This window comes from Agromyces flavus, from assembly GCF_900104685.1.
GTDB classification, from domain to species: domain Bacteria; phylum Actinomycetota; class Actinomycetes; order Actinomycetales; family Microbacteriaceae; genus Agromyces; species Agromyces flavus.
Genome location: NZ_LT629755.1, coordinates 892,600 through 907,651, shown reverse-complemented (window position 1 = coordinate 907,651; position 15,052 = coordinate 892,600). Strand labels below are relative to the sequence as shown.

General features: G+C 71.5%; 16 protein-coding genes. 2 read left to right on the top strand and 14 right to left on the bottom strand.

Going from position 1 to position 15,052, the window contains the following annotated elements; genetic code table 11:
* Entirely contained in the window at positions 1-237 is a 237-nt protein-coding gene (locus BLT99_RS04290; protein WP_092669556.1) for an RNA-binding protein, read from the bottom strand.
* A gap of 3 nt (positions 238-240) precedes the next feature.
* Complete coding sequence (gene rpsP / locus BLT99_RS04285; protein WP_092669554.1) at positions 241-657, bottom strand: 30S ribosomal protein S16; 417 nt, start codon at positions 655-657, stop codon at positions 241-243.
* A 245-nt stretch (positions 658-902) separates the two neighbouring features.
* On the opposite strand from rpsP, the gene BLT99_RS04280 reads away from it, so the two are divergent.
* Positions 903-1,865 (top strand): ornithine cyclodeaminase family protein, encoded by a 963-nt coding sequence (locus tag BLT99_RS04280; RefSeq protein ID WP_229724671.1) that lies wholly within the window; start codon positions 903-905, stop codon positions 1,863-1,865.
* Positions 1,865-2,848 (top strand): proline racemase family protein, encoded by a 984-nt coding sequence (locus BLT99_RS04275; RefSeq protein WP_092669552.1) that lies wholly within the window; start codon positions 1,865-1,867, stop codon positions 2,846-2,848. Before BLT99_RS04280 ends, BLT99_RS04275 begins: the two co-directional genes overlap by 1 nt.
* Positions 2,849-2,914: 66 nt before the next feature.
* Here the strand turns inward: BLT99_RS04275 and BLT99_RS04270 are convergent, their stop codons facing one another.
* The 12 genes from BLT99_RS04270 to BLT99_RS04215 form a co-directional block, all read right to left on the bottom strand.
* Positions 2,915-4,396, bottom strand: coding sequence for an aldehyde dehydrogenase (NADP(+)) (locus BLT99_RS04270; RefSeq protein ID WP_092669550.1), 1,482 nt, complete (start codon positions 4,394-4,396; stop codon positions 2,915-2,917).
* 32 nt (positions 4,397-4,428) lie between these two features.
* Positions 4,429-5,430: a proline racemase family protein gene (locus tag BLT99_RS04265; protein ID WP_092669548.1), complete on the bottom strand. Its 1,002-nt coding sequence runs from the start codon at positions 5,428-5,430 to the stop codon at positions 4,429-4,431.
* A complete protein-coding gene (locus BLT99_RS04260) occupies positions 5,430-6,362 on the bottom strand; it encodes a dihydrodipicolinate synthase family protein (protein WP_092669546.1) in 933 nt (310 codons plus the stop codon). Before BLT99_RS04260 ends, BLT99_RS04265 begins: the two co-directional genes overlap by 1 nt.
* Complete coding sequence (locus tag BLT99_RS04255; protein ID WP_092669544.1) at positions 6,359-7,729, bottom strand: FAD-dependent oxidoreductase; 1,371 nt, start codon at positions 7,727-7,729, stop codon at positions 6,359-6,361. The genes BLT99_RS04260 and BLT99_RS04255 overlap by 4 nt, the downstream gene beginning before the upstream one ends.
* Positions 7,726-7,968, bottom strand: coding sequence for a (2Fe-2S)-binding protein (locus BLT99_RS04250; RefSeq protein WP_092669542.1), 243 nt, complete (start codon positions 7,966-7,968; stop codon positions 7,726-7,728). The genes BLT99_RS04255 and BLT99_RS04250 overlap by 4 nt, the downstream gene beginning before the upstream one ends.
* Complete coding sequence (locus BLT99_RS04245; RefSeq protein WP_092669540.1) at positions 7,965-9,122, bottom strand: NAD(P)/FAD-dependent oxidoreductase; 1,158 nt, start codon at positions 9,120-9,122, stop codon at positions 7,965-7,967. Before BLT99_RS04245 ends, BLT99_RS04250 begins: the two co-directional genes overlap by 4 nt.
* A gap of 83 nt (positions 9,123-9,205) precedes the next feature.
* On the bottom strand, positions 9,206-9,916 hold the full coding sequence (locus tag BLT99_RS04240; protein WP_092669538.1) for an ABC transporter ATP-binding protein: 711 nt from the start codon (positions 9,914-9,916) through the stop codon (positions 9,206-9,208).
* Positions 9,913-10,866, bottom strand: coding sequence for an ABC transporter ATP-binding protein (locus tag BLT99_RS04235; protein ID WP_092669537.1), 954 nt, complete (start codon positions 10,864-10,866; stop codon positions 9,913-9,915). Before BLT99_RS04235 ends, BLT99_RS04240 begins: the two co-directional genes overlap by 4 nt.
* On the bottom strand, positions 10,863-12,062 hold the full coding sequence (locus BLT99_RS04230) for a branched-chain amino acid ABC transporter permease (protein ID WP_092669536.1): 1,200 nt from the start codon (positions 12,060-12,062) through the stop codon (positions 10,863-10,865). The genes BLT99_RS04235 and BLT99_RS04230 overlap by 4 nt, the downstream gene beginning before the upstream one ends.
* A 1-nt stretch (position 12,063) precedes the next feature.
* A complete protein-coding gene (locus BLT99_RS04225; RefSeq protein ID WP_092669535.1) occupies positions 12,064-12,954 on the bottom strand; it encodes a branched-chain amino acid ABC transporter permease in 891 nt (296 codons plus the stop codon).
* A gap of 62 nt (positions 12,955-13,016) precedes the next feature.
* Positions 13,017-14,195 (bottom strand): branched-chain amino acid ABC transporter substrate-binding protein, encoded by a 1,179-nt coding sequence (locus BLT99_RS04220; protein WP_092669534.1) that lies wholly within the window; start codon positions 14,193-14,195, stop codon positions 13,017-13,019.
* A gap of 139 nt (positions 14,196-14,334) precedes the next feature.
* Entirely contained in the window at positions 14,335-15,000 is a 666-nt protein-coding gene (locus BLT99_RS04215) for a GntR family transcriptional regulator (RefSeq protein WP_092669533.1), read from the bottom strand.
* Positions 15,001-15,052: the final 52 nt, after the last annotated feature.

The following is a 15,052-nucleotide window of genomic DNA, read 5'->3' as shown; positions in this document are numbered from 1 at the left end:
TCAGTCGTCGGTGTCGACGACGTCGACACGGACCCGGCGACCGTCGGCGAGGGCGGCGACGATGGTGCGCAGCGCCTTCGCGGTGCGACCGGACCGCCCGATGACGCGGCCGAGGTCCTCGGGGTGCACGTGCACCTCGAGGACCTCGCCGCGTGCGCTCGACGCGGAGACGACCTTCACCTCGTCGGGGTGATCGACGATCCCCTTGACGAGGTGCTCGAGCGCGGAAGTGAGCAAGGCCTACGCCTCGTCCGATGCGGCCTCGTCGGCAGCCTCGGCGGCCGGCTCCTCGGCCTTGGCCGGCTTCTCGGCCTTGGGCTTGACGACCGACTTCTTGGCCTCGTCGACCGTGAACTCGGCCTTGGGCTCGGCGGTGCGGACGGTGCTCTTGGCGTCCTTGTCGCCCTTGAACTTGCCCCAGTCGCCGGTCAGCTTCAGGATGGCGCGGACCTGCTCGGTCGGCTGGGCGCCGACGCCGAGCCAGTACTGGGCGCGGTCGGACTTCACCTCGATGAACGAGGGCTCCTCGGTGGGGTGGTACTTGCCGATCTCCTCGATCACGCGACCGTCGCGCTTGGTGCGCGAGTCGGCGACGACGATGCGGTAGTACGGGGCACGGATCTTGCCGAGCCGCTTGAGACGGATCTTGACAGCCACGATTCTCCAGAATGTGTAGAAAGAGGTTGAACCGATCGCCTGGAGCGTGGGGTGCACACCCGGCGGAAGCTCGAAGGGTCGGACCACGGCCGGATAGAGGGTCGGGCGGCGGTCCAACCGCCTATTCTGCCAGATCCTCGCGCGGGCCGCGAACCGGGTCGGCCTCTCGGAGCGAGTCCACCCGCTGGCCGATCGACAATGCGCGCTACGTGACATATTACGCATTACTCCTTAGACTTGCCCGAATGGCCGGGGTACTCGATTCCATCCAGCTGATCGACGGCGTTGCGGTGGAGGCGCGCGTGACGATGCGCGCCGCGATCCGCGCCGTTCAGGAGCTCGTGCGCGGCGGGTTCGATCCCGACTCCGACCCGCCGCGGGGCATCGTCGACGTCCCCGGGGGCCAGCTGCTGCTCATGCCCTCCGCGATCGAGGGCCTCGCGGGTCAGAAGCTCGCCACCGTCGCGCCGGGCAATCCCGCGCGCGGCCTCGAGCGCATCCAGGCGGTCTACGTCGTCCTCGACGGCGACACGCTCGCCCCCGTCGCCATCATGGACGGCACGGCGCTCACGAGCCTGCGCACGCCCGCCGTGTCGGCCGCCGTGCTCGACGCCACGGCGACCCCCGACGCCTCGTCGCTCGTCGTGTTCGGCACCGGGCCGCAGGGCCTGCGTCACGTCGAGGCGACGGCCGCCGTCCGCGACCTGCGACGCGTGCGCATCGTGGGTCGCGACCGGGCGAAGGCCGAGCGCGCGAGCGACGCGGCGCGGGCGTACGTCCCGCACGCGGACGTCGCGGTGGGCGGCCCGGACGATGTCGCCGGCGCCGACCTCGTGGTCTGCGCGTCGACCGCGACCGAACCGCTCTTCGGCGCCGGACTCGTCTCCGACCGGGCCGCGATCGTCGCGGTCGGATCGCACGAGCCCGACCAGCGAGAGCTCCCCGGTACGCTCCTGGGCCGCGCCCAGGTCATCGTCGAGACCGGCCGCATCGCGCGCACGGAAGCGGGCGACGTCATCATGGCGGTGGCGGAGGGCCACCTCTCCCACGACGACGTCGTGCCGATGGCTCGCATCCTCGACGGCCGCCAGCCCGTGCGCTTCGACCGGCCGCGCGTGTTCAAGACCTGCGGCATGGGATGGCAGGACCTCGCCGTCGCGAGGCTCGCGCTCGAGACGGGCGTCGCCGGCGCCGGAGGGACGGACTGATGCGCTGGACCACCGAGGACTGGCACACGGCCGGCGAGCCGTTCCGCATCGTCGAGGGCGTGGCGACCCGAGGCGCCACCGTCGCCGAGCGACGGATCGACGCGATGACGGGCGACGCCGACGCGGTGCGCCGATTCCTCTGCCTCGAGCCGCGCGGCCACGACGACATGTACGGCGGATTCCTGACGCCGCCCGACGACGACGGCGCCGACTTCGGCGTGCTGTTCTGGCACAAGGACGGCTTCTCGACCGCCTGCGGGCACGGCACCATCGCCCTCGGCGAATGGGCGGTGCGCACCGGCCGCGTCCCAGCTCCCGACGATGGCGAGGCCGTCGTCACGATCGACGTCCCGAGCGGTCGGGTGCAGGCACGGGTGCAACGCGAGGACGGGCGCACGACCGGCGTGGTGTTCCGCAACGTCGAGTCGCGCGTGCTCGCGCGCGGCATCCGCCTGGCGACGACGCGCGGCGACGTCGAGGTCGACCTCGTGTTCGGCGGAGCCGTGTATGCGACCCTCCCCGCCGCGGCCCTCGGGCTCGACGTGACCCCCGGACACACAAGCGATCTCATCCGGCTGGGCCGCGAGATCAAGTGGGCGCTGAACGACCATCCGGCCGCGCAGCTCGAGGATGCCCACCTCTCGGGCGTCTACGGGACGATCCTCTTCGACGACCTGGGCCGCACCGACGACGGCCCATGGCAGCGCAACGTGACCGTGTTCGCCGACGGGGAGGTCGACCGCAGTCCCTGCGGCTCGGGCACGGCGGCGCGCGTCGCCCTGCTCGCGGACACGGGCGCCCTCGGCGACGACGAGGTCCTCACACACGACTCGATCATCGGCACGCGCTTCCGGGCCCGAGTGGCCGAGCGCACCGCCGACGGCGTGATCCCCGAGGTGACCGGGCAGGCCTACCGCGTGGGCCGGTGCGAGTTCGAGCTCGACGAGGGCGACCCGCTCGTCGACGGATTCAGCCTGCGCTGAGCACATGACGGCGCCCCGGGCACGAGATCGTCCCCGGGGCGCCGTCACGCGCCATCCGCCGTCGGCTCAGTACTCGCCCGCGAGGCTCCCCCACCCGGCCGAGCGACCGGCGGCGCTCCGACGCTGCGGAACGCCCCACGGGTTGTCGTCGCGCAGCGGCGGGGGAAGCAGGGCCTGCGGTGCGCCCTGGTACGCCACACCCCGGAGGAACCGGGTGATCGCCGCGGTGCCCACGCTCGTGGCATCCGTCGTCGTCGCCGGGAACGGACCGCCGTGCTGCATGGCGCTCGTCACCGACACCCCGGTCGGCCAGCCGCCGAACAGCACCCGGCCGCTCGTCTCGGCGAGGGCATCGACGAGTTCGGCGAGCCCGCCGTCGGCCAGCTCGTCGTCGCGCGCGTGCACGGTCGAGGTCAGGTTGCCGGGGAACAGCTCCCGATGCAGCTCGGGCAGCGCCGCGACGTCGTCGTATCGGACGATCACCGACAGCGGGCCGAAGGACTCCTCGAGCAGTTCGTCGCGGTGGTCGCGGAGCGTCTCCACGTCGACCTCGACGACGGTCGGGGTCGCGAACCGCTGGTCGTCCTCATCGACACGGACGGTGCCCTCGGCGAGGATCGACACCCCCCGCGCACCGAGCACGGAAGCGCGGCGCTCCTCGAAGGCGCGGCCGATGCCGGGATTGAGCAGGCGGTGCTCCGCGACGGTCGCCGCCGCCGCCGCGACCGGCTGGAGCGCGGCATCCGCCGGAACGAAGAGGAAGCCGGGCTTCGTGCACAACTGGCCCGCCGAGCCGGAGACCGAGCCGAGGAAGCCCTGCAGCAGTCCGGGCTCGCTCGCCACCGCGCCCGCGGTGGCGTACACCGGGTTGACGCTGCCGAGCTCGCCGTAGAACGGTATGGGACGCGGCCGCGAGGCCGCGATATCGGCGAGGAGACGGCCCACGTGGGTCGAGCCGGTGAACGCGCCCGCCCGGATGCGGTCGTCTCGGAGGAGCGCGACGCCGTTCTCCTGCCCCTCCACGAGCTGAAAGACGCCGTCGGGCATGCCCGCCGAGGCGAGTGCCGCCGCGACGACCTGCGCCGTCCGGCGCGAGAGCTCCGGGTGGCCCGAGTGCGCCTTCACGATGAGCGGGCACCCCGCGGCCAGCGCGGCCGCGGAGTCGCCGCCCGCGACCGAGAATGCGAACGGGAAGTTCGAGGCGGCGAAGTTCAGCACCGGCCCGACGGGCTCGAGCACGCGGCGCACGTCGGGTCGGGGGCCGATGACGTAGTCGGGGTCGGCGTCGTCGATGCGGGCGTCGAGGTACGCCCCGTCGACGATGACCTCGGCGAAGAGCCGCAACTGGTTCGTGGTGCGTCGCACCTCGCCGGTCAGCCTCGCCTCGGCGAGCCCGGTCTCGCGCGTCGCGATCGCGATGAGCTCCTCCGAGGCGGCGTCGAGCGCGTCGGCGACGGCGACGAGCGCCCGGGCGCGGGCGCGTGGCTCGGTGTCGGCGAAGGGGCGCGCCGCGCGCGCGGCGGCTGCGGCGATCCGGTCGGTGTCCATCGATCCTCCTGGTCGTCGGGTCGGGGCTCGCGTCAGAAGACGAAGCCCTCGGGGAACGGGTCGTCCTCGTCGAGGAAGTACTGGCCGATGCCGGTGACCCAGGCGCGGCCCGAGATCGTCGGCACGACCGCGGGCACGCCGCCGACCTCGGTCTCGCGCAGCAGCCGGCCGGTGAACTCGCTGCCGATGAACGACTCGTTCACGAAGTCGGTCTGGAGGGCGAGTTCGCCTCGTGCGTGCAGCTCGGCCATGCGGGCGCTGGTGCCCGTGCCGCAGGGCGAGCGGTCGAACCAGCCGGGATGGATCGCCATCGCATGGCGCGATCGCACCGCGTCGGAGCCCGGCGCGATGAACTCGACGTGATGCACGTGGTTCGCCCCCGAGAGCTCGGGATGGCGCGGCGGCTTCTGCTCGTTGATCGCGTCCATGATCGCGAGGCCGGCGCGCAGGATGTCGGCCTGGCGCGTCCGGTCGAACGGCAGCCCGACGGCGTCGAGGTCGACGAGGGCGTAGAAGTTGCCGCCGAACGCGACCGAGTAGGTCACCTCGCCGTAGCCGGGCACGTCGATCGTCTCGTCGATCCGCTCGACGAAGCTCGGCACGTTCTCGATGGTGACGCGCTTCGCCCGACCGCCCTCGACGTCGACGCGCGCGACGACGAGTCCCGCGGGCACGTCGAGCCGGATCTCGGTGACGGGCTCGGTCACCTCGACCATGCCAGTCTCGACGAGCACGGTGGCCACGCCGATCGTGCCGTGGCCGCACATCGGCAGGAACCCGCTCGCCTCGATGAAGACCACGCCCCAGTCGGCGTCGTCGCGCGCGGGCGGCTGGAGGAGTGCGCCGGACATCGAGGCGTGGCCCCGCGGCTCGTTCATGAGCATCCCCCGCAGCCCGTCGAGGTGCTCCATCGCCCAGAGGCGCCGCTCGTTCATCGTCGCACCGGGAATCCGGCCGACGCCGCCCGTGACGACGCGCGTCGGCATGCCCTCGGTGTGGGAGTCGACGGCCGAGACCACCCGGCGGGCTCGCATCAGGCGACCGCCGCCGATCGGGCCGCGAGTGCCGCGAGCGCGCGCTCGGTGTCGGCCGTCACCTGCGCGTGCTGCTCTGCCGAGAGCGGCCCGCGCGGCGGGCGGGTCGGGCCGCCGTACGAGTTTCCGCAGATGTCCATCGAGAGCTTGATGGCCTGCACGAACTCGGTGCGCGAATCCCAGCGGAACACCGCGACGAGCTGCTCGTACAGCGCCTTCGCCTCGTGCCACTTGCCGTCGGCGCACAGGCTGTACAGTTCGACCGCCTCGCGCGGGAAGGCGTTCGGGTAGCCGGCGAACCAGCCCACGGCGCCGTTCACCATGAGCTCGAACAGCACGTCGTCGGCGCCGGCGATGATGTCGATGTCGCACAGCTCCTTGATCTCGTAGACCCGGCGCACGTCGCCCGAGAACTCCTTGATCGCGACGACCTCGGGGATCTCGGCGAGCTTCGCGACCGTCGAGGGCACGAGGTCGACCTTGGTGTCGAACGGGTTGTTGTACGCCATGATCGGCAGCCCGACCTTCGCGACCTCCTCGAAGTGCGAGATGACCTCGCCCTCGTTGGCGCGGTACACCGTCGGCGGGAGCAGGAGCACGCCGTCGGCGCCGTCCTCGCGGGCGTACTCCGCCCACTTCCGTGCCTGGTGGCTGCCCACGCCGTGCGCACCGGCGATGACGATGCCGCGACCGTCGACGGCCTCGACGGCGACCTGGATGACCTTGCGACGCTCCTCGTCGGTGAGGGACGAGTACTCGCCGAGCGACCCGTTCGGGCCGACGCCGCGGCATCCGTTCGACATGAGGAAGTCGACGTGCTCGGCGAACCGGTCGTAGTCGACGGCGAGCCCCGCGGGGGCCGACGGGTCCTCCGTGAAGGCGAGGGTGGTGGCGACGACGACGCCGCCGAGGTCCATGTTCTGCTCGGTCATTGCTGCTCCTGGTGCTGGGTGTGGTGGTCGTGGAGGCCGGCGAGTTCCCCGATGCGGATCGAGGAGAGCACCGGCCGGTGGTCGTAGTCGACGGATGCGGCGACGAGCGCTTCGACGCTACGCCCGCACGTGCGGCCCTGGCACGCGCCGAGTCCGGCCCGGGTCGCGAGGCGCATCCCGCGGCTCGACGCGTCGGCGTACTCGGCGATGCGGGCCCGAGTGACCGACTCGCATCGGCAGACGATCGTGGCGTCGTCGAGCCACCCCGTCCATCCGGGTCGGATGGCGTGCGTCGCGAGTCGTTCAGCGAAGGCGTGCATGCGCCGCCGTGCGGCGAGGACGCCGCGGAGTCGGGGGTCGTCGAGCTGCCCGCCGGCGGCCGTGAATCCGGCGACGGCGCCCTCGGCGAGCGCCGCGTCGGCGCCAGCGATGCCGGTGACCTCGCCGGCCGCGAACACGCCGTCGGCCGTCGTGGCCTGGCGCTCGTCGACCTCGACGAAGCGGTCGGGCGAGATGGCGCAGCCGGCCTGGATCGCGGCCTCGAGGCGTGGCGTGAAGCCGTGCCCGAGGGCGACCGAGTCGCACTCGACGATTCGCCCGGCTCCCGGGACCGGGCGCCACTCGGCGTCGATGCGCTGCACGGTCACGGCCTCGACGGCGCGATCGCCGTGGATGCGGGTGACGGCGCTGCCGAATCGGTAGGGCGTGCGATGGCGGACCAGGTCGCCCACGTACTCCGCCAGCTCGCCGGCCTTGCCCGCGGCGCCCGCGAGCTGCCACGGCGATCGGCCCCAGCCGCGCACGATCGCGGCGGATCCGACGGCCTCGACGACCTCGGCGACCGTGCCGCCGGCCAGGCCGATGCTCGCGGCGACCGGCAGCAGGAAGGGTCCGGCGCCGGCGACGACCGTCCGCCGGCCCGGCGCCACACCGTCGCGCTTGGCGAGCGCCTGGGCGGCCCCGGCGGTGACGACGCCCGGCAGCGTCCATCCCGGCACCGGCAGGGCACGATCGTGCGCACCCGTCGCGATGACCAGGGCGTCGGCCTCGACCGTGAGGCCCGCCCGGCCGGCCGAGTCGGCCGGCCCGACGAGTGCGTGCACGCGGAGGCCGCCGTCGGTCTCGATGCGCCAGACGCTCGCCTGCGCGTGCACGGCCGCTCGGCCGAGGGCTCCGCGGAGCCGCTCGAAGCGCGCCCACTGGTGCTGCATGCGCCGGTCCGTCAGCGCTTCGTGGTGCCGCCAGAACTGTCCGCCCGGGCGCTCCGCCTCGTCGAGCACGGTGACCTGGGCGCCGCGTGCGAGGGCGGCCTGCGCGGCGGCGAGCCCGGCCGGTCCGGCTCCGAGGACGACGACGCGGCGGCTCATCGCGATTCCCGTTCGATCACGTCGCCGTCGCGCGCGGTGCGCTGGCAGGCGCGCACGCCCTCGACGCCGTTCACGGTCACGAGGCAGTCCTGGCAGATGCCGATGCCGCAGAAGACGCCGCGTTCGGCGCCGGCGGCAGTGCGCCAGCTGCGGTGCCCTGCGCCGATGAGGACGCCCGCGATGGTCTGCCCGTCGCGCCCCTCGAGCGCGGCCCCGTCGAGCACGATCCGGATGCTCATGCCGCCACCTCGAGACTCGCGCGCGTCGGCAGGAACGGCATCGGGTCGAGCGGCGCCGGTGTGCCGAGCACCGCATGCGCGATGAGCTCGCCGGTGGTCGGTGCGAGGCCGATGCCCGCGCCCTCGTGACCGGCGGCGTGGAAGAGCCCGTCGACGCGGCCGTCGGCGCCGATCACGGGAACGTGATCAGGCGTGTAGGGGCGGAACCCCACGTAGCTGCGAAGGAGCATCGTGCCGGCCAGGAACGGGAAGAGCCGCGTGGCCTTCGCGGCGATCTCGGTGATCGGGGCGAGCGTGTCGTCCGTCGAGAACCCGACGCGTTCGCGGCTGGAGCCGATCAGCACCGTGCCTGCGGGCGTCGACTCGACCACCGTCGACGTCTGGAGCGCGGCGTCGCTCGACCCGACGGCTCCGACGTAGTCGGCGTCGTACACCTTGTGGAACACGCGCTGCGGCATCGGCGTGGTGACCAGGATGGCGCCGCGTCGCGGCCTGATGTCGAGGCGAGCGCCCAGCAGCGATGCGACCGCGCCCGCCCACGGCCCGGCGCAGTTCACGACCGCGTCGGCCAGGATGTCCCCGTCCGGCGTGGCGACGCCGGCCAGGCGATCGCCGACCAGGACGGGCCCCGTGACCTCGGTGATACGGAACTCGGCACCGAGACGGCGAGCGCGCGCCAGCATCGCCTGCGTGGCGAGGCTCGGCTGCACCTGGGCGTCGTCGGGGTAGTGGATGCCGCGCACGACCTCGGGGCTGAGGTGCGGCTCGAGTCGGCGGAGCTCGTCGGCTGAGAGGGCATGGGCTCGGATGCCGATCACGCGCTGGGATGCGGCGAAGGCGTCGAGGGCGGCGGCACCGCCCTCGAATGCGACGACCACGCCGCCCTTCTCCTCGAACTCGGTCGCGGGCTGCCCCGGCCCCCGGTCGTCGTCGAGCCGCGCGGCGAGGTCGCGCCATGCGCGGCGGGCGACGATCGCCAGGTCGGCCTCGGCGCCGGGTGCCTTGTCGGAGACGAGGATGTTGCCCTCGCAACGGCTGGAGGTCTCGGCCGCGACACCGACGCGGTCCACGACGACGACCTCGGCGCCGGCTTCGGTCACCGCGAGCGCGCAGGACGCGCCGATGGCGCCCGCACCGACCACGACGACCCGCATACGCTGCCTCCTCCTTGTGATACGTGACATATTACTCACCCGTACGCGGATGCGCACCCGCGAATCGCGGGCACGCTCCGGTGTCAGGCGCCCAGATAGGCCTCGACCACGCGCGGATCGCGCGCGAGCTCATTCGCCGATCCCGAGAGCGTCACGGCTCCAGTCTCGATGACGTACGCCCGATGCGCGATCTTCAGCGCCGCGCGCGCGTTCTGCTCGACGAGCAGCACGGTCGTCCCCTGCGCGTTCACGGCCGAGACGACCTCCATGACCTGCTTCACGACGAGCGGCGCGAGGCCCATCGACGGCTCGTCGAGCAGCAGCAGCCTCGGGCCGCCGATGAGTGCGCGGCCGATCGCGACCATCTGCTGCTCGCCGCCAGAGAGGGTGCCGCCCTGCTGTCGGCGACGCTCCGCCAGGCGAGGCATGAGTTCGTACACGTGCGCGATCCGCTCGTCGATGCGGCGCTTGTCGCGCACCGAGTACCCGCCGAGCAGCAGGTTCTCGTGCACGGTCATCGTCGAGAAGATCCGCCGGCCCTCGGGCACGTGGATGAGTCCACTCGACACGATGTTCCACGGCTTCGCGGTCGCGAGATCGGTGCCGTTCCACCGCACCGAGCCGGCCTTGGGCCGGACGAGTCCCGACAGCAGGTTCATGGTCGTCGACTTGCCGGCACCGTTGTTGCCGAGCAGGCAGACGATCTCGCCCTCCCCCACGGTGAAGCTCAGCCGCCGCAGCGCGTGCACGCGCCCGTAGTAGACGTCGACGTCCTGCACCTCGAGCGCCGTCATCGCACGCCACCGTCCTTCCCATCGGATGCCGCGGCGCCGGCGGTCGCGCCAAGCACGTCGGCGATCGCCTCCGCCGACACCGTGCCGGTTCGCAACCGCGTCGCATCGATCGGTTCCGCGTCGTCATCGACGCCCAGGTAGGCCTCGATGACCAGCGGGTCCGCCTTGATCTCGGCGGGCGTACCGTCGGCGATCTCCTTGCCGTAGTTGAGCACGACGATCCGCTCCGCGAGTTCCATGACCATGCCCATGTCATGCTCGATGAGCACGACCGCGACGCCGAGGTCGCGGATCCGGCGGATCAGGGCCATGAGCGACTGCTTCTCGTTGTGGTTCAGGCCTGCCGCGGGCTCGTCGAGCAGCAGCAGCTTCGGGCTCGTGGCGAGCGCCCGGGCGATCTCGACCCGGCGCTGTTCGCCGTAGGGCAGCTGGCCCACGTAGAGGTCCTCGTCATCCTGGAAACCGACGAAGTCGAGCCATCCGCGCGCCTCGCGGACGCACGCCTCCTCGGCCCGGCGATATCCAGGCGTGTGCACGAGGGTCGACCAGAACCCCTCGCGCAGGTTGGCGTGCATGGCGGTCTTCACGTTCTCGAGCACCGAGAGCTCCCGGAACAGCCGGAGGTTTTGGAACGTCCGTGCCATCCCCCACTTCGTGACCCGCGACGGGAGCACCCGGTAGAAGCCGAAGCTCTGCAGCAGGTGCACGAGCCGAAGGGCGTGCCAGGGCTTGGGCACCTCTCGGACGATGCGCTTGCCGTCGAAGACGACCGAGCCGGATGTCGGGAGGTAGAAGCCCGAGATGCAGTTGAACGCGCTGGTCTTGCCGGCGCCGTTCGGTCCGATCACCGCGAGGATCTCGCCCTCGCGCACGTCGAAGCTGAGCCCGTCCACGGCCTTCACGCCGCCGAACTGCAGTCGCAGGTCGCGGACCTCGAGCACCGCGCTCATGCCTGCCTCCCTTCCTCGGCGTCGGTGGCGGGCAGGCCGTCGACCGACTCCATGACGCTCGGTTCGACGTCGGGCACGCCCTGGTCGATCGCGCCGACCGCCGAGGTGAACGGCGGTGGTTGCGGCCGTGTGCGCTTCAACCACGGCAGCACGGCCGTCGCCGGCCACAGCCCCGCGGGGCGGAACAGCATGACCACGACGAGCAGGATGCCGAAGATCAGGTATCGCCATTCGGCGAAATCCCGCAGGAGTTCGGGTGCGAGCGAGACGAACAGGGCGCCGATGATGACGCCGGGCGTCGAACCCATCCCGCCGAGCACGACCGCCATGAGGATCAGCGCCGAGTACAGGAACTGGAAGCTGTTGGGGCTGATCGCCGACAGGTGCGTCGACATGAGCTGTCCCGCCATCCCGGCCCAGACCGCGCCGATGATGTACGCCGAGATCTTCGCCACGTAGGTGTTGATGCCCATCGCCTCGGCAGCGTCCTCGTCGTCGCGCACGGCCTTCCATGCGCGGCCGAGCTTGCCCTTGGCGAGGCGGCCGGCGCCGATGACCCCGACGACGACCACGACGGTCGCGACGAAGTAGTAGAAGACGACGTACCCGGGGAATTCGAGGCCACCGATGGCGAAGCCGTCGTCGAAGCTCCAGCCGCCGAAGTCCCACGAGGGGATCCCGTGGATGCCCGACGGACCCCCGGTGATCTCCAGGTTGTTCGCGGTGATGCGGATGATCTCGCCGAAGCCGAGCGTGACGATCGCGAGGTAGTCGCTGCGCAGTCGGAGGGTCGGGCCGCCGATGATGACGCCCGCGACGATGCAGGCGACGATCGTGGCCGGGAGCGCGAGCCACATGGGGAATCCGAGCACGGTCGTGAAGATGCCGGACACGTAGGCGCCGACCGCGAAGAAGGCGATGTAGCCGAGGTCGAGGAGTCCGGCGTAGCCGACGACGACGTTCAGGCCCATGCAGAGCATGACGTAGATCAGCGCGCTCGTCGCGATGGACATCGTGTATCGGGAGGCGTCGAGGAAGGGCAGCACGGCGAGCAGCAGGACGGCGAGGACGCCGAGCGCGCGCAGGAAGCCGCTCTGCGAGGTGAAGACGCCGCGGGCCGGGCGCGGACGGTCGAACAGCGGGGCCGGCGCGCGCAGCGGCGCGTTCTTCAGCGCGAGGTCGAGGTCGCGTGCCATGTCACATCCTCTCCACGACGCGGGCGCCGAGCAGGCCCGTGGGCTTGAACGTGAGGAACAGGATCAGGAAGGCGAACGAGAACACGTCACGCCATTCGCCGCCGAACCAGGCGGCCCCGAACGATTCGAGCAGGCCGAGCAGGAGTCCGCCGAGCATCGCGCCGTAGAGGTTGCCGATGCCGCCGATGACGGCGGCCGTGAACGCCTTGAGCCCGATGATGAAGCCCATCAGGAAGTCGATCGAGCCGTAGTACGCACCGGCCATGACGCCCGCGGCACCGGCGAGCGCTGACCCGATGAAGAAGACGGTCGCGATGACGCGGTTGACGTTTACGCCCATGAGCTGGGCCCCCTGCGGGTCGAGCGCGATCGCGCGCATGGCGCGGCCCTCGCGGGTCCGCTCGACGATGTGCGCCAGCACGAGCATGAGCGCCGCGGCGATGACCACGAGCACGAGCTGCGAGGCGGTGATGCGCATGCCGGCGAAGTCGAAGCCGGTCGACTCGAGCCGGATGGGGAACGCCTCGGGATTCGGGCCGAAGATCTGGCGCACGCCGTACTCGAGCGTGAACGAGACGCCGATCGCGGTGATCAGCACGGCGAGTCGCGGGCTCTTCCGCAGTGGCCGGTAGGCGATCCGCTCGATGCCGACGCCGATGAGGCCGGTCGTGACCATCGAGAGCAGCAGGATGACCACGAGCAGCGGGATCGAGGTCTCGTTCGAGATCCCGAACGCGTTGAGGGTGAAGAACCCGACGAACGCGCCGAGCATGTAGAGGTCGCCGTGCGCGAAGTTCAGCAGCTTGATGATCCCGTAGACCATGCTGTAGCCGAGCGCGACGAGGGCGTAGAACGACCCGACGATGAGGCCGTTCCAGATGAGCTGCATCATGTGATCAGACTCCTTCCGATGGCGGTCGGGACGGGCGGCGCGCGGCCGCCCGTTCCCACGGCTCAGCCCTGCAGGTCGTCCTCGAGGACGAACGCACCGGACTCGGGGTCGATCCCGACGATGACGAACCCGCCGCCCGACAGGGTGTGGTCGTCGGTGAAGGTGAGCGGCCCCGCGAAGGTGTCGAACCCGTCGAGGGCCTCGATCGCGGCGATGACGTCGTCGGTCTCCGTGCTCCCTGCGTCCTCGATCGCCTGCGCCACGACGCGGACGGCGTCGTAGGACTGGGTCGAGTACGGGCCGGGTGCCTCACCCGCGAGCTCGGTGTACGAGGCGATCCAGTCGTCGGCGCCTTCGATCATGTCGGGCGTCTGGGTGAACGTCGCGACGACGTTGTCGGTGTAGCCGGGACCGGCGATCTCGGCGAACTTGGCGTCGACCGAGCCGTCGCCCACCAGGAAGGTGCCGTCGTAGCCCGCGTCGGTGGCCTGGCGGACGATCAAGCCGCCCTCCTGGTAGTAGCCGGTCCAGTAGACGAGGTCGGGCTGCTCGCTCGCCAGCTGCGTGGCCACGGCCGAGTAGTCGTTCTCGCCCGGCGTCACCGTCGCCTCGAACGCCACGTCGAGGCCCGCCTCGCCGGCCTGCTCGACGAAGGATGCTGCGAGGTCGGCCGAATAGGACGTGGCGTCGTCGATCGCCGCGACCGTGGTCGCACCGATCTTCTCGGCATACTGCACCGCGGCGGCGGCCTGCTGCGTGCCCGTGCCGTTGATGAGGAACACGCCGGGCAGCCCCTGGACGAGCTCGTTGGAGTTGGCGGCCGGGATGATCATCGGGATGCCGGCTTCGTCGAAGATCGGCAGCGTCGGAAGGGTCGCACCCGAGCAGTACCCGCCCACCGACGCGTGGACGCCGTCGGTCACGAGCTTGTTCGCACCGGCCACCGCCGTGGTGGCATCGCACGCGTCATCCTCGACGACGAGCTCGAGGTCGCGACCGAGCACGCCGCCGTCGGCGTTGAGCTCGTCGATCGCGAGCTGCGCGCCGTTCTGCATGTAGGCGCCGAACGCCGACTCGCTGCCCGAGAACGGCGCGAGCATGCCGAGCGTGATGGGCCCGTCCTCGCCGCCCTCGTCACCGCCGCCGGCGAGGCCGCCCGAACACCCGGTCAGGGCCAGCAGGAGGCTCGCGCCTGCGGCGAGCGGGAGGAGGCGCGCGCGGCGCCGGGGTCCGTGGGACATGGGTCTCTCCTCAATGCGACGTTGCAGGGACCCGCTCGCGCGTCATACGTGACATATCACTACGGGCGGTACGTGACATATTACCGATGCGCGGCGCGTGCGCAAGTCACCCGACTGGCGGGGGGACCGCGCTCGGGCGCTAGTCCTCCTGCCGACCGCTCCAGAGACCCGAGACGTGCCCGATGTGCCGTCGCATGAGTGCCTCGGCGCCCTCGCCGTCGCCCTCGACGAGCAGGCGGACGAGTTCGGCGTGCTCGAGCGACGAGTTCTCGAGCTCGTCGGAGTCGGCCAGGTTCACCAGGCCGACCAGTCGCGTCTGCTGCCGCAGCTCGCTCACGAGCTGCACGAGCCGTCGATTGCCGGTGCGTTCCAGCAATGCGAGGTGGAACCGGGTATCGGCTTCGAGGTAGTCCTCGAACCGCCCTTCCCGGCCGGCGCGCACGATCTCGTCGGCGAGGTCACGCAGCCGCGCGACGGTCTCGTCGGGCAGGCTGCCGGCCAGTGACCGCATCGGCGGCGCCTCGAGCAGGCGCCGGATCTCGCCGAGCTCGCGCAGCTCGTTGGCCGACACTGCGGTGACTTCGAACCCGCGATTGCGGAGGGGGCTCAGGAACCCCCGCCGGGCGAGGTTCAGCATCGCCTCGCGCACGGGGGTCGCACTGACCCCGAACTCGCCGGCGAGGGTCGGCACGGTCAGGACCGTGCCGGGGGCGAACTCGCCGGCCACGATGCGCGACGACAGCGTGCGCTCGACCTGTTCACGGAGGCTCAGCACCTCGAGCACGCGCATCGACGAGCCGCTCATCGTCCCTCGCAGTGGTGACGCATCATGCGGCACATCGTACTCGTACGTTACG

What these genes read in the sequence shown, in the direction of transcription:
- BLT99_RS04230 (WP_092669536.1), bottom strand. Translation starts at nt 12,062, where the DNA reads ATGGCACGCGACCTCGACCTCGCGCTGAAGAACGCGCCGCTGCGCGCG.
- BLT99_RS04235 (WP_092669537.1), bottom strand. Translation starts at nt 10,866, where the DNA reads ATGAGCGCGGTGCTCGAGGTCCGCGACCTGCGACTGCAGTTCGGCGGC.
- BLT99_RS04265 (WP_092669548.1), bottom strand. Translation starts at nt 5,430, where the DNA reads ATGCGAGCCCGCCGGGTGGTCTCGGCCGTCGACTCCCACACCGAGGGC.
- BLT99_RS04240 (WP_092669538.1), bottom strand. Translation starts at nt 9,916, where the DNA reads ATGACGGCGCTCGAGGTGCAGGACGTCGACGTCTACTACGGGCGCGTG.
- BLT99_RS04215 (WP_092669533.1), bottom strand. Translation starts at nt 15,000, where the DNA reads ATGAGCGGCTCGTCGATGCGCGTGCTCGAGGTGCTGAGCCTCCGTGAA.
- BLT99_RS04220 (WP_092669534.1), bottom strand. Translation starts at nt 14,195, where the DNA reads ATGTCCCACGGACCCCGGCGCCGCGCGCGCCTCCTCCCGCTCGCCGCA.
- BLT99_RS04260 (WP_092669546.1), bottom strand. Translation starts at nt 6,362, where the DNA reads ATGACCGAGCAGAACATGGACCTCGGCGGCGTCGTCGTCGCCACCACC.
- BLT99_RS04275 (WP_092669552.1), top strand. Translation starts at nt 1,865, where the DNA reads ATGCGCTGGACCACCGAGGACTGGCACACGGCCGGCGAGCCGTTCCGC.
- BLT99_RS04270 (WP_092669550.1), bottom strand. Translation starts at nt 4,396, where the DNA reads ATGGACACCGACCGGATCGCCGCAGCCGCCGCGCGCGCGGCGCGCCCC.
- BLT99_RS04255 (WP_092669544.1), bottom strand. Translation starts at nt 7,729, where the DNA reads ATGAGCCGCCGCGTCGTCGTCCTCGGAGCCGGACCGGCCGGGCTCGCC.
- BLT99_RS04245 (WP_092669540.1), bottom strand. Translation starts at nt 9,122, where the DNA reads ATGCGGGTCGTCGTGGTCGGTGCGGGCGCCATCGGCGCGTCCTGCGCG.
- BLT99_RS04225 (WP_092669535.1), bottom strand. Translation starts at nt 12,954, where the DNA reads ATGATGCAGCTCATCTGGAACGGCCTCATCGTCGGGTCGTTCTACGCC.
- BLT99_RS04250 (WP_092669542.1), bottom strand. Translation starts at nt 7,968, where the DNA reads ATGAGCATCCGGATCGTGCTCGACGGGGCCGCGCTCGAGGGGCGCGAC.
- BLT99_RS04280 (WP_229724671.1), top strand. Translation starts at nt 903, where the DNA reads ATGGCCGGGGTACTCGATTCCATCCAGCTGATCGACGGCGTTGCGGTG.